The sequence below is a fragment of the Myxococcus sp. AM009 genome (assembly GCF_013372605.1).
In the GTDB taxonomy this organism is placed as follows: Bacteria; Myxococcota; Myxococcia; order Myxococcales; family Myxococcaceae; genus Myxococcus; species Myxococcus vastator.
Window position 1 is genome coordinate 21499 of sequence record NZ_JABXEP010000037.1, and the last position, 13011, is coordinate 34509.

13 protein-coding genes are annotated in these 13011 nt (G+C 68.9%); 6 read left to right on the forward strand and 7 right to left on the reverse strand.

The annotated features are described in order from the left end of the window. Window positions 1-35: 35 nt before the first annotated feature. The 3 genes from HV824_RS12045 to HV824_RS12055 all read right to left on the reverse strand — a co-directional run bounded on the left by HV824_RS12045 (window position 36) and on the right by HV824_RS12055 (window position 3022). A complete protein-coding gene (locus HV824_RS12045) occupies window positions 36-1190 on the reverse strand; it encodes a hypothetical protein (protein ID WP_176423324.1) in 1155 nt (384 codons plus the stop codon). A 25-nt stretch (window positions 1191-1215) separates the two neighbouring features. Next, complete coding sequence (locus HV824_RS12050; protein ID WP_176417754.1) at window positions 1216-2298, reverse strand: hypothetical protein; 1083 nt, start codon at window positions 2296-2298, stop codon at window positions 1216-1218. A gap of 136 nt (window positions 2299-2434) precedes the next feature. Then, a complete protein-coding gene (locus HV824_RS12055; RefSeq protein WP_176423325.1) occupies window positions 2435-3022 on the reverse strand; it encodes a hypothetical protein in 588 nt (195 codons plus the stop codon). Between the two features lie 192 nt (window positions 3023-3214). Between HV824_RS12055 and HV824_RS12060 the strand changes: the two genes are divergently transcribed. The 4 genes from HV824_RS12060 to HV824_RS37360 all read left to right on the forward strand — a co-directional run bounded on the left by HV824_RS12060 (window position 3215) and on the right by HV824_RS37360 (window position 6990). After that, window positions 3215-4120 (forward strand): WG repeat-containing protein, encoded by a 906-nt coding sequence (locus HV824_RS12060; RefSeq protein WP_176417756.1) that lies wholly within the window; start codon window positions 3215-3217, stop codon window positions 4118-4120. 446 nt (window positions 4121-4566) lie between these two features. After that, window positions 4567-5739 (forward strand): hypothetical protein, encoded by a 1173-nt coding sequence (locus tag HV824_RS12065; protein ID WP_176417757.1) that lies wholly within the window; start codon window positions 4567-4569, stop codon window positions 5737-5739. A gap of 186 nt (window positions 5740-5925) precedes the next feature. Continuing rightward, complete coding sequence (locus HV824_RS37355) at window positions 5926-6084, forward strand: hypothetical protein (protein ID WP_255207972.1); 159 nt, start codon at window positions 5926-5928, stop codon at window positions 6082-6084. A 348-nt stretch (window positions 6085-6432) separates the two neighbouring features. Continuing rightward, window positions 6433-6990 carry a hypothetical protein gene (locus tag HV824_RS37360; protein WP_255207973.1) on the forward strand — a complete coding sequence of 186 codons (558 nt, stop codon included), beginning with the start codon at window positions 6433-6435 and terminating at the stop codon, window positions 6988-6990. Window positions 6991-7052: 62 nt separating this feature from the next. Here the strand turns inward: HV824_RS37360 and HV824_RS12075 are convergent, their stop codons facing one another. The 3 genes from HV824_RS12075 to HV824_RS12085 form a co-directional block, all read right to left on the reverse strand. Continuing rightward, window positions 7053-7316, reverse strand: a complete 264-nt coding sequence (locus tag HV824_RS12075) for a hypothetical protein (protein WP_176423316.1) — start codon at window positions 7314-7316, stop codon at window positions 7053-7055. A gap of 308 nt (window positions 7317-7624) precedes the next feature. After that, a complete protein-coding gene (locus tag HV824_RS12080) occupies window positions 7625-8668 on the reverse strand; it encodes a hypothetical protein (protein WP_176417811.1) in 1044 nt (347 codons plus the stop codon). 132 nt (window positions 8669-8800) lie between these two features. Beyond that, window positions 8801-9682, reverse strand: a complete 882-nt coding sequence (locus HV824_RS12085; protein ID WP_176417759.1) for an aldo/keto reductase — start codon at window positions 9680-9682, stop codon at window positions 8801-8803. A 126-nt stretch (window positions 9683-9808) separates the two neighbouring features. On the opposite strand from HV824_RS12085, the gene HV824_RS12090 reads away from it, so the two are divergent. After that, the gene (locus tag HV824_RS12090; RefSeq protein ID WP_255207974.1) at window positions 9809-10303 is read left to right on the forward strand and encodes a hypothetical protein; all 495 of its coding nucleotides are present in this window, start codon (window positions 9809-9811) and stop codon (window positions 10301-10303) included. Between the two features lie 85 nt (window positions 10304-10388). Here the strand turns inward: HV824_RS12090 and HV824_RS12095 are convergent, their stop codons facing one another. Continuing rightward, window positions 10389-11198, reverse strand: a complete 810-nt coding sequence (locus HV824_RS12095) for an ion transporter (RefSeq protein ID WP_176423326.1) — start codon at window positions 11196-11198, stop codon at window positions 10389-10391. A gap of 159 nt (window positions 11199-11357) precedes the next feature. On the opposite strand from HV824_RS12095, the gene HV824_RS12100 reads away from it, so the two are divergent. Beyond that, the gene (locus HV824_RS12100) at window positions 11358-12983 is read left to right on the forward strand and encodes a sigma 54-interacting transcriptional regulator (protein ID WP_176423327.1); all 1626 of its coding nucleotides are present in this window, start codon (window positions 11358-11360) and stop codon (window positions 12981-12983) included. Window positions 12984-13011 lie beyond the last annotated feature (28 nt).

Below are 13011 nucleotides of genomic sequence, written 5' to 3' on the forward strand. Positions count from 1 at the left end.
CGAGAGGGGCGGCGACAGCCTTTGGCGCTGATGGCTCAGGCCAGGTGATGACGCCGAAGGAAGGCGTGCGCCTTTGCAAGAAGGGCAGGGTCCGCGTCCTTCAGCCACGTCGAGAGGCTCTTTTCGCCGCGCTTGTCCGCGGGCCTGACCAACAGGGCACCGGCCAAGGCCACGACGCGGTCCTCGCCCGTGCCGTCCTCGAGGACGCGTTTGAAGTGCGGGAAAAAGGGCGTGTTCTTGAAGGAGCCCAGGGCCGCGAAGACGATTCTCCGGCAGCGGCTGTCGGGATGCAGGACGACGTGCCTCAGGATGCCGTGCGGTTCAACGAGCTTGCCCCTGCGCTTGAGCAGCGCGACCGGCGGAACCGCATGAGGGGCCACCGCGGACAATGCATGTGCGATGCCCATCGGCGTCGATGCGCTGCGATTGTGCCTCGCGGCGTCGAGCCAGGCCTCAGCGAAGGCGCGGTTGTCGATGCTTCGGATGTTCTCCTTCCAACGCGGAATGGAGAACTCCGGGGGCTGAGCGCGCGGCTTGGGCCTGGCTCCCGCGGGAGCCGCCGAGGCCTTGCTTCCCGCGCGCAGCCAGGCGGCGGACGCATCGTCGAGGACCTGCTTTTCGTTGGCGGGAAGGTCGTCGATGTTGAGGCCCGGTCGCCGTGGGGCCGTGGTGATGGCCGCTTGCCACAGGACGTCCAGCGCGTACTCGACGCGGGGGCCGCTCCAGTCCGAAAGGACCCCGAATCCAGCGGTCGCGCACGGGCGCTTTCCCCTCAAATGGTCTCTGAGTTGCGCCCTGCTGGCGGGGCTCTCTAGCGACCTGAGCACGTTCACCACCGTGGCGACGCGCTTCGAGTCCTCGCGAGTGACGTCCGGCATGGGCGCATTGCCCAGGGCCGCGATGAAGCGCGCGTCGCGACGGACGCGGGTCCTCCACCGGCTGCGAAATCGGCTCGCGGTGCTTCCGTAGGCCGCATCGACGGAGGGGTCCGTCTCCAGCCGCGTGAGATAGCGCGCTTGCCCGAAGGCACGGACGAATCGGGTGGCTTCCGCGTCCTGTGTGGGCGCGCAGAACGCGCGGATGAGAAATGCGGTGGCCTTGGCTGAGTCTTTGCTCACGTGTGTCAGGATGTCAGCAGGCGCGGGTTTGCTCAACATCGACGATGGGGTGGGGCACGGCGATGCCGGCATCGAGGCGACGTGGCGCGAGCCCCAGCTACCTCGGCGTGTTGATGACCGTCAGCCGGTGTGGCTCCGGCGTCGCCCAGTTCTGGGGGGTGTTCCCAGACAGCGCAATCCCGTCGAGGACCACGTTGCTGTCGAAGAAGTAGAGCGCTCCGCCCTCCGGTGCCCTGTTGTTGCGGAACTCTCCGCCGCGGAACGTCCATTGGTTGCTGGCCGGGAGGTGCGCGGTGTTGACCGCCCCGCCCACGCCTCCGAACTGGGTTCGCGGACCGGTGCACTCGTTTCCGTGGAAGATGTTCCCGGTGGCGACCCCCGAGCTGGTCGGCGCAATCAGCATCAGCGCGCCGCCGAACGCGGGCGCCTTGTTGAAGCGGAACTCGTTGTGGTTCAGGTTCACGTTCGCGCGTGAGCCAATCCAAAGCGCGCCACCGGCGTTCTCGGAATAAGAGCCCTCCGCGCCCGCGCCGTTCTCGCCGTCGACCTTGTTGCCGTACTCCAAGATGCAGTGTTCGAGGTAGTCCTCCCCGGCGTCCGAAGTCGCCGCCAGCCGCAGTCCGGCCCAGCCCTGGGAGGGATTGCTGGCGGTGAAGACAATGGGGCTGTCCGACGTGCCCTGCGCGGTGATTCGCCCATGCACGGCGAGCTTGTGGTGTCCCATGAAAATGAGCTGGACGCCGGGCTCGATGGTGAGCCGGCTCCCCGCGGGCACCGTCAGGTCACCGGTCACCTGATACGGCGAGCCCGCGCGCGTCAGGGTGCGCGTCGTGAGGCTCCCGGAGAGGTTCGTCCCATCGGACGTGCTCACGGCGACCGTGGTGCTCGCGGTGGTGCTGCCGCTCTCGTTGGTCGCCGTGAGTGTGTACGTCGTCGTCGCTGTCGGGCGGACCTGCACCGAGCTCCCGCTCACCTCACCCACGCCGTAATCGATGGAGAGGTCCTTCGCGCCGGTGACTTCCCAGGACAGCTCGGCGGGCACTCCCGGAGCGATGGTCGCGGGGGCTGCTTCAAAGCGCAGGATGTTCGGACGGTCCGGGACTGGATCCGACGAACTGCAGGCGGTGACGACCGCGACAACGGACCCGAGGGCCAGGACGAGACGACGCGAGTGGAGCATGCGCCCGTTCTACCTCAACCGGGGAGGCCCCATCGCCGGTATGGGGAATGGCCCCCCCACGGCCGTGAGCCCCGCGACGAACGGTCCGACTGAGTGGCTCAGCATCTCCAAGCGCCAGCGGGTTCCCCTGACGTGCCTACATCCACGCCGCGTCACACCGGGGACACATCGTGGCGCGCTCATACTCCTCTCGCGGGCCATCGAAGCCGCAGGCGTAGCAGGTCCGAAGAGGTTTCAGGACCTGCGGCGCCATGACAGGCACGGTGTCGAGCAGCGATTCCCCGAGGTCGACTCCCATGGAGACCTCGCTCGACACCGCCTTCATGTCGCTCTCCTTCGGAATCTCCAGGGTGTCGAAGAGCTTCCACGCGGGCCGCACGCGCCCGGCATTGGGGTGAAGACTCGACGCCACCTGGAAGTGGACCTCATCGAACTCCGGGGGCAGCTCGAGCGGAAGCCGACACCGCACCACGCGGCCTCCCTCGAGAGGTGGCAGCGGGAACTGGCCCAGCATCCGGTGCTCGGAGCCCTGCTTCTGCCGGCCCATCATCAGCACGGACGACGGGGTGGCGGCGGGGGGCTCGAAGGCGGCCTGGAGCCACACGACGGCGGTGGCCTGCCCGAGCGGATTGCGAATCACGGGCTCCACGTGCAGGTGGACGGAGCCGAACTCTCGGGGTGGGCGTCCGACGTGGTCCAGGACGTCCGCGTAGAAATCACCCATGCCGCGCATCCTCGCCGCGCCGGCGGGATGCACGCCAGGCAGGCACCGCACTTCGTACCAGGCCGCAGGCGCGCGTGCCGGTCGCCAGCGGCGTACGGACAAACGGGGATGTCCGGCCCCACTCGCTGCCGCCACTCGTACATGCGGCCATGTGTGTAGACGGTCGCGGCCGCGGTCGTTAGGGTCCGCGCCATGCCCGCCACGCGCTACGGCTTCATTGATACGAAGGGGGAGTTGGTCATTCCCAGCCCCCATGGCACGCCCTTCAGCTTCAACGAGGGCTGGGCCCGCATGCCGGCCGAGAAGGGCTGGGTCTTCATCAACGTGAAGGGGCAGCCCAAGCTGCAGGTGAAGCGCGCCTTCACCGGCTTCTGTGATGGGCTGGCCCTGACGGACGAGGGCTTCATCGACGAAACAGGCGAGCTCGTGTTGCCCGTGGCCTTCAAGGCGAACTTCACGAAGTACGTCGTCGCCGGGGCGACGTATGTGAATGTGGGGCGCTTCGGCGCGGGGCTCGCGCCGGTGATGCGTACGGGGGCGAAGGGCTCCGATGCGTACATCAACCGGAAGGGCGAGGTGGTGCTGGACGGGTTCGCCGGAGGGCTTGCCCGGGAGTTCGTCAATGGCAAGGCGCACGTCGTCTTGAAGGACCGTCCCAAGACGGAGCAGAGCCGGCTCATCGACCCCAAGGGCGAGTGCCTCGTCAGCTTTGGCTTCAAGACGATGGGGCGCTTCTCGGACGGGCTGGCGCTGGTCGTGGAGAGTGGGAAGTTCGGCTTCGTGGACGAGTCCGGCGCCTGGGTGCTGGAGCCCACGTTGTCGCCTTGGGGCGACACGTACCTGTCGGAGTGCGTGTTCCGCGAGGGATTGGCGCCCGTGAAGGTGAAGGGCCGCTATGGCTTCATCGACCGGACGGGGGCCGTGGTCATCGAGCCCCGCTTCCAGGCGGTCATAGGTACGTTTTCGGAAGGGCTGGCGGTCGTGAAGCAGGATGACCTGTTCGGCTACGTGCGCTCGGACGGAAGCTGGGCAATCCCTCCTCGCTTCGCCTCCGCCCAGCCCTTCTCCCACGGGTTGGCCGTGGTGCTGAACGGCTGAAGGCGCTCGCTCGCGGGGCGCGCCCCTCGGGCGGCATCGCCGGGGGCCTGTTCGTCTTTCCCGTCTTCGCCTCCCTGTTCTGGGCCACGGACTACCGGGAGTCGTTCAACGGGGAACTCAACGCGCTGCCCGACAGCGAGCCAGAAGCGCCCGCGCCGCCTGTCCGGGCGCGCCGCGCGAGCAGCGAGAAGTCGCGCACGCCCCGGCGCTGAACGGAGGCGTGGTGGGCGCACGCGCGTCGTCCCCGAGGTCTGATGACCGCCGTCCGGTCCCTGGTGTCTGCCGTCACCAGGGGCCGTGCACCACTCGCGAGGCCCCTCCTCCCAACTCCTTGAAACCACAGGGGCGCATTGGCCATATCGTTCGACATGGGCGTGGCATGTCGGCTGCAGTGGGGCAGGTCATCGCAGTCCTGACCCCTTCACCGACCTCCCGAGGAGTCTCCCATGGCCCGCCGCATCGGTTCGACCCCGCCCCGCTCCGCGACGTTCCCTTCCTCCAAGCCGCCCCAGTCCACGCTGCCGGCGCGCGCTTCCACGTTCCCCACCTCGACGCCCACGGCGACGACCAACCGGCCCACGGCGACTCCTCCCGCCGCGACGGCCACCAGGCCCACGGGGACCCTGCCTGGCGCGAATGCGCCGGCGGCCACGGAGCCCAAGCCCCTGAAGCACCCGGGCATGCCCGAGGGGGCGCCTTCCTACAGCCCCTGGGAGCTGAGCACGGGCCGGGCGTCGGACGTGATGGTGAGCGGTGGGGACAACAGGCTCACGGCGCCCGCGGCCGCGAAGCAGACGATGTTCGTCGACAAGCCGGGCAGCCCCTTCCAGAAGGACACCTTCGGCGGCACGGTGAGCGGCAACGTGGGCTCGATGCAGGCCTCCACCGCGAGCTACAGCGGCGGTGGCGTGCGCCACTACTCGGCCCAGGCCGAGCTGCGTGGGCCGTACGCCGGCTACGAAATGCAGAAGACGCACGCGGGCCGGCTGGGCGTGACCAGCGGCCAGGTCTCCGCCGAGGCCAACTCTTTCAAGGGGCAGGCCCAGGCGGGTGTGTCGCTCGACAGGAACGAGCACGCCTACACGGCCGCGTTGACGGCGAAGGCGGAGACGGGCGTGGGCGTCACGGCGAGCGCGAGCCACGACTTCAACCGGCACGTGGGCGGGTACGTGAAGGGTGAGGCCAAGGCCTCTGCCTCCGCCTACGCCGAGGGCGTGGCCAGCCTGGACCCGAAGACGGGCACGGCGTTGCTCTCAGGGCAGGTGGGCGCGTCCGCCACGGCGGGCGCGTACGGCACCGCGGGGGGGCACGTGGGCCGGCTGCACGGCTCGGTCACCGGGGGCGTGGTGGCGGGCGCGGCGGCCCAGGCGGGCGGCAAGCTCGGCCTGGAGAATGGCTTCCTCAAGCACTCCGCGGACGTCAACGCCGCCGCGGGCCTGGGCACGCACGTGAAGGCCGACGTGGCGCTCGACCTGCGTCACCACATGCAGCCGGGCATCGCGGCGGGTCTGCGCCCCGCGCTCGCTGGCGCCACGAGCGTGGCCTCGCCCGCGAACGCCATCGCGCCGGAGAAGTCGCGCGTCGAAAACTTCTTCGCCAAGGCCTTCCACAGGGCCTGACAGGCCTCGCGGAGCGGCGGGTTCGATTCCCGCCGCCTCCACACTCAGCAGCTCAGCGTTCCGGAGCGGATGCTGGGCTTTTTCTTCGCCTCCTGTTTCCTCCGGTGCCCTCCGTGTACCGGAAGCGACGGGCAGCCTTCGCCCAGAGAAGGCATTCGCCCGACCGCGGGGCATGAGCAAGCGTGGTTGAAGGAGCTTGGCCTCAGCGCCAGCCACAACCCGCGCGCGGCACTCAACGCGTACTTCCTCAGTGACGAGGGACTGACGTTGCTCGGGGACATGCTGGTCACCGGAGCCTACCGCGTCGACGTCCCCGAGGAAGGTGTCCTCCTGGTCGCCGCATGACTGCCGCGCCACGGCGCCGCCGAGCAGGCACGCACGATGATTGAGGAGCTGGCGCCCTTCTTCTCCTGACTGCGGTGCTACCCGGTCCCCTACACGCGTCCTCCCCCGAAGACGGGCTCCACGTCCATCTCCAGTCCGTGGCGAAAACCACGAAGCAACTCAAGCGAGTCCACCTGCGCCTGGACATCAGGAGCTGGCGGCGGACATCTTCATGAACGCGTTCTCGCCGAAGTTCGACGAGGCGGCGCGGCGTGCCGCGGCTTTCGTTCAAGGCAGCCATTTCGCCCAACGCTGCCTGGCACGTGCCCAAGCCGGGGGCCATCAGGCTCACGGGACAGCGGCAACGGGATGATTATCGAGCAGGCGAAAATCCCGACCACGCACAACCTCGCCGTCGTGTTCGATGCGCTGGGTCTCACGCGAACGCTGCGCCCGCGGTTGCCCGAACTGGCCCGCCGGTGCTTCGAGCGCGTGTTCCGGTTGATCCTGCGCGATGTCTCGCGATACCAGCACCGGCTCCGCAACGTGAAGAACGCCGCCTATGCATGGCGGCAGATGGTGTTCTTCCTCTCGCTGCGCTCCAAGTCGGAGCAGGAGGCCTGCGGACATTGGGCTCAGCAGCACCTGGACCCGCATCGCGGAGCCGTTCACACCGGCGCTCACGCGGCGTCTCGCGGTGATCGACGAGCAGGTTTCGCCAATGCCTGGCCGGGTGTTCCCTGGCTGGGCCGTTGGCGCACACTGGCTCTTGGGAAATCAAGGACCTGCACGCGGCGCGGTGTAGTCCGCCGCGCCGTGCGCTTTCAGATAGTGCCCTGCGGGCTGGGTCAGACAGCGTTTGGGATTTCACAATGTCAGGCGGTGTATGGGGTTCCCACGAGTCCTCCCGCCGAATGTCTGCCCTAGAGTTCCTCCAACTCGTATGCATTGGGGTGCGCCGTGGCTATCACGAACCGACAGCCTGTCTTTCATGCCGTGCGAAGTCTGCTGGGCATGGGCTCATCCTCCTCTGCAAAGAGTGCCACGTCGAACTCGACGAAGGCGACTGCCGCGGCCCCGGATTGGAAGGTGACGGCGGCCAGCCGCATGGAGTCCTTCATCCAGTCCCGAAGCTGCCCGCGGACGAACTCGACAAGGTGGCGAAGCAGGTCACGATGCGCCACCTGTCCATGGCGAGGACGGATGGTCAACGTGAGGCGAAGATCAAGGCTCGCCTTCAGGAGCTCCAGCAAGACCGCTGGGGCTGAGGGCCTACCGACAGGACATGCCGCGCCCGGGCGCCTTCAAAGCGGGCTCCCCGGAGTGGCTCCGGGCGTGGGGACAATCCGGTACATCGCGGACGCATCGTCTTGCTACAGCAGCGGGAGTTCCGGCTGTACCACGGGGGCTTGCTCCGCCCCCGGAACCGGCGGCATGCGGTGCTCCTCGTGCTGTGGCGAGCGCTCCACCCATCGCGGATGGACTTCCGACCGGTGCGCCCAGGCCCCCGTGTCAGGGGCCCGGGCAGGTCCGGCTCACCGTCAGGAGAGCCGGACCGCGGTCACTTCCTGCGCTTGAAGGAGTCGAGCGTGGGGCAGTAGGTGGCGTACCCGTGACCGGTGAGGGCGCCATTCTCGTAGATGCCGTTCACGTCGAAGGCCACGAAGTGCGACTCGGGAGGGGTGCCGTCCAGGACGCAGGTAGGGCAGAGCGAGGCCGCCACGGGCGTGAATGTGAGGCTCGTGCTGTGCAGAAAGTACGCCGTCGTTAGCACGCCCTCGAAGTCGACGAGCGTCGCTCGCGGCTCGCCTGGCGCGGAGCCCACCTGCGGCGTTGCGTCCACCGGCACCCTTACTGAGTAGACATTGACAAGCTGCGGTGGGAGCGGCGAAATCTCGGTAGGGCACTCACCCGGCGCGCCGTTGTTGAGCTCGATCCACAGCTCCCACGGATCCTCAGAGTTCTCCGGCTCTTCGTAGCCGAAGTAGGCGCTGGTCAAGTCGCGCTGGTTTCCGCCCATTTGAATCGTGATTGCGGTCTCCTGGCACTCGCCCTCGCAGACGGAGAATGGATCCGGCTCGGTACCCCCGTCCGGGTCAGTGCCCGCGTCAGGCTCGGTGCCTGCGTCGGGCTCAGTGCCCGCGTCCGGGTCAGTGCCCGCGTCAGGCTCGGTGCCTGCGTCGGGCTCAGTGCCCGCGTCGGGCTCGGTGCCTGCGTCGGGCTCAGTGCCCGCGTCGGGCTCGGTGCCTGCGTCGGGCTCAGTGCCCGCGTCAGGCTCGGTGCCTGCGTCGGGCTCAGTGCCCGCGTCAGGCTCAGTGCCCGCGTCAGGCTCGGTGCCCGCGTCAGGCTCGGTGCCCGCGTCGGGCTCAGTGCCCGAGTCGGGCTCGGTGCCTGCGTCGGGCTCAGTGCCCGAGTCGGGCTCGGTGCCCGCGTCAGGCTCGGTGCCCGCGTCAGGCTCGGTGCCCGCGTCAGGCTCGGTGCCCGCGTCGGACTGAAGGCCCGCGTCCGGCGTCGGAACGACGTCATCGGGACCACAGCCAGAAAGTGCGGGAGCGACTGCGAGGGAGAGTATCAACAGGGAGCGTATCGAGAGTCGCAGGTTCATTTCGTGGATTGTCACGGGTTCCTCGCGGAGATGCGAGGGGGCCCGGCCTTCTTCTGGATGGGCGGACACCCCGGAACACATGAAAGGCTGCATCGAGCCGTCCCCTCCGTGGGGCACCGCTGGCGTGCAGCCTCAAATCAGCCCATCCCAACCCGCACCACACCGACGGAACGCGTCGCGGAGGGCCTCCACGAAGTCGGAGGGCAGAGGGCCCTCCTCCAGCGCCTGGATGTTCCGCCGCAGATGCTCCAGCCGCCCGGTGCCCACGATGCAGGTGGAGACGCCAGGGACGTGTGCGGCGAAGCGCAAGGCCACATCGCTCCAGTCCAGGCCGCGCGAGTCGAGCGCCAACGTCCGCATCCGGTGCCAGTACTCACCGAGGTCATGCGCGCTGGGACGCTCCGCGAAGCGCCAGGGCGCATTCCCCAGAGGACGCTTTGCGATGACCCCCATGCCCCGCGCTCGTGCCCACGCGACGCCCCGTTCGATGGCGCGCTGGTCGAACAGGTTGACGGACGTCTGGACCACGGCGAAGGCACCCGTCTCGAGCGCGTACTCCAGCGCGGCGTTGTCACCGGAGTAGGCCGCGGCGCGAACCTTGCCCGCTTCGACTGCACGGACCAGCGCTTCCACGAGCCCGGGGCGCTGGAGCACCTCCAGCGGGCACGAGTGGAAATGCACCACGTCAAGCACGTCGGTGCGCAAGCGCATGAGGGCCTGGTCCACGCCACGGGTGATGCACTCGGGCGTCCAGTCCTCCACGCCTGGCACGCCGTAGCCGCACTTGGTGGAGAGGACGAACTCGGAGCGGCGCCCCCGCAAGTGCCGGCCGATGCGCTCTTCCGACGCCCCATAGCCGGGCGCCGTGTCGATGAGGTTGATGCCCGCATCCAGGACGCCGTGCAGCAGCGCGGCGGCCTCCGCTTCCGCGAGCGCCGGCCCCCCCACGTGTCCGGCACCAAAGCCGAGCACGGACACTTGCAGTCCCGTCCTTCCCAGGGGGCGACGCTCCATGGAACCTCCTCGCAGGGCCTGGTGGAGCCACGCGTCAAGTGGAGTTCACAGCATGTCACAGGGACAGTGACTCGGCGGCTGGTGCGTGCACTCGCTCCCGGGGACCATTAGCGCCCGATGCACGCCATGAAGCCGTTCTCCGTGCAACACGTCGCAGGTCTCCTCTTCGTGCTCGGGCTCGTCTCAGGAGGCGATGCAGGCGCGGCGCCCGCGGACGCCCCCCTGGCGTCCGAGGAGTGCGTCGAGGCCGTTCCCGCGGAGCCCCGGCTCCTCATTCCGGAGCTCGTGCACCCGCCTCGCCGCGCCATCTGGAGCGCGCCGGACGGAGGTGGGCGCAGCTTCCTCGTGCCCATCGTGGAGATGAGCGCCTTCCACGGCATCTTCTGGGGGACGGCGAAGCTCCTCGGCAAGCCCTACGCGGACATCTCGTTGGAGACCATGCGTCGCAACGTCACCGATGGCTGGGTGTGGGACGACGCTCGGACACTCTTGCCAGGGCTCGCTAACGTACACCGCGGCGCGTTCGAGCGGCTTCGGCTTCTAAGGCTCGGTCCCGTTCACGGTGGCGTCGAGCGTGTTCTGGGAGCTCTTCATGGAGTCCGAGTCTCCGTCCACGAATGACCTCGCCCACTTCGCCTCGTCCGCTCGGACTTTCTTGGGGGCTGGGGCTCCTTCCTCGAGCCCAGGGATGTGTCACGCGCTCGCTTCAGGTGAGCAGCTTGCGCTTGGCGGCGGTGAACTCCTGCTCCGTGAGATGGCCGCGCTCCCGGAGCGCGGTCAGCCGCTCCAACTCGGACGCCAGGCTCGGCGCGGAGAGCTCGGCCGTCTCGTTGTCCGCCGCGAGGAGGGCATTGCTCAGGCTGGACGCCACCATGCCGATGAGGCCAATGCCCATCAGCATCAGCACCGTGGCGCAGACGCACGCCAGCCCCGTCTGCGGGGTGATGTCACCGTATCCCACGGTGGTCGCGGTGACGATGGCCCACCAGATCGCATCCTGGAACGTCGACAACGCGGGGTTGGTGTCCCGCTCCAGCATCCACACGACGGTGCCCATGCCCAGCACCACCGCCGAGGCGATGAGGATCGTGTGTCCCAGCTTGTAGCGGTTGAGGAGCGCGTCCAGCACGGCGATCGAGCGGATGCGGCGGTATGAGGACACCACTCGCAGCAACCGCAACACGCGCGCCAGTCGTAGCAACTGGGTGACGCGGAGCAGGCTGAACGCCTCCGCGTACAAGGGCACCAGGCCGAGCAGCTCGAACCAGCGGCTGCGCAGGAACGCGGTCCGGTTTTCCGCCCGGAAAAGGCCCCAGAGGAAGTCCCCCAGGAAGATGCAGATGAAGCCCAGGTCAATGGCCGCGAGCACCTGAAAGCGCGGCTCCGGCCAGCGCAGCCCCGACATCTCCACATAGAGGATGGGGACGAGGCTGGCCAGCGCCAGCACGGACATGAGGAGGTCCCTCAGGGCGAGCCTGGGGGACGCGGTGCCGGCCTGTTCCTCTACGGTGCGCACTTGCCGCGTTTCATCGGCCCCCGAGACGGATTCCTCGTTTCGCATGGGGCTCCACGCTAACGCAGCGGGCATGGGATGAACACCCACGGCAACCTGGACCGGCGCCCGTCTGGTGCCCTGGACATCCACCTTCCCGCGTGGTCAGGCGCCCACGGGGGCATGAAGTCTGCTTTGCTCCGGGACGTGCCTTCCCAGCCCCGTCCCCCGGCGTGGGACCACTCCACGGCCGATGCCTCCCAACGCCCGCTCTCCACGGAGGGCTCGCGGCTCGTCCCCGCGCTGACCGTCGCCTCGCACCCGCAGATGCGCCGCGTGGGTGAGCGGCTGTTGTTGGATGCGCTGATGGCGGGCCGCCAGGTGCGCCTGTCCCGCAACGCGCCGGACTTCATGCGGCCCGGGGGCGCGCTGGGCCTGCACCTGGCCGACCCCTATCTGAGCCGCAAGCCGCTCACCTTCGCGCCGGGCGCGGAGGGGGGCATCCGGCTGGAGCCGAGCGAAGGGAGTCGTGTGGTCATTGGCGGCGAGGTGCTGCGCGAGCCGAGGGAGCTGTCGTCGGCGGAGGTGGCCATGGGGGTAGCGCTGGAGCTGGCCGGGCGCGTGCTGCTGGTGCTGCACCTGGCGGACCCCACGGCGCGGGAGGACGAGGACGCGCTGGACATGGTGGGCGGCAGCATGGGGCTCCAGCGCGTGCGCCAGCACATCACCCAGGTGGCGGACCTCTGCGTGCCGGTGCTCGTTCGCGGCGAGACGGGCTCCGGCAAGGAGCTGATTGCCCGGGCCATCCACCAGCAAGGTACGCGCAGGGACAAGCCCTTCGTCAGCGTGAATCTGGGCGCCATTCCTCGCGAGCTGGCGGCCGCGGAGCTGTTTGGCGCGCGCAAGGGGGCTTTCACCGGCGCGGTGAGAGACCAGCCCGGCTTCTTTCAGGCCGCCCATGAGGGGACGCTGTTCCTGGATGAGGTAGGCGAGGCGCCTCCCGAGGTCCAGGTGATGCTGCTCCGCGTCCTGGAGACGGGGCAGCTCTACGCGGTGGGCGACCGCGCGCCCATCACCGTGGACGTGCGGCTCGTCGCCGCGACGGATGCGCACCTGGAGGAACAGATTCAGGCGGGGCGCTTCAAGGCGCCGCTGCTGCACCGGCTGGCCGGCTACTCCATCCGCGTGCCGCCGCTGCGGGAGCGGCGCGAGGACATCGGGCTGTTGTTCCGCCACTTCGCTCGCGCGGAGTTGGAGGCGCTGGCGGAGGCGTGGCGCCTGGAGCCCCCGGAGCCTCACGTGGAGCCCTGGCTTCCGCCGGCGCTGGCCGCGCGGCTGATGGGCCACCCGTGGCCGGGGAACATCCGCGAGCAGCGCAACGTGGTGCGGCAGCTCGTCATCGGCAACCGTGGCCAGCCGTGCCTGCGGCTCGACGCGGAGCTCGAACAGGTGCTGGCCCTGGCGAAGGTGGCACCTCCGGGACGGCCCGCCAGCGCTCCAGCTCCCGCGCACCCCCGGGCCACTTCCCGCCGCAAGCCCTCCGAGATTCTCGAGGCGGAGCTGCTGACCGCCCTCCGTGACAATGATTGGGACTTCCAGGCCGCGGCCGATCAGCTCGGCATCCACCGCTCCTCCATCTATGACTTGATAGAGAAAAGCCCGACCCTGCGGACCGCTGGAGCGTTGAGCGCCGAGGAAATCACCCGCTGCTTCCACGATTGCAAGGGTGACCTCGATGCGATGACCCGGCGCCTCCAGGTGTCGAAGCGAGCGTTGGGGCGGCGCGTGAAGGAGCTTGGACTCGTTTAGGCTCGCTGTGCATGAGGTCTACCTGGGA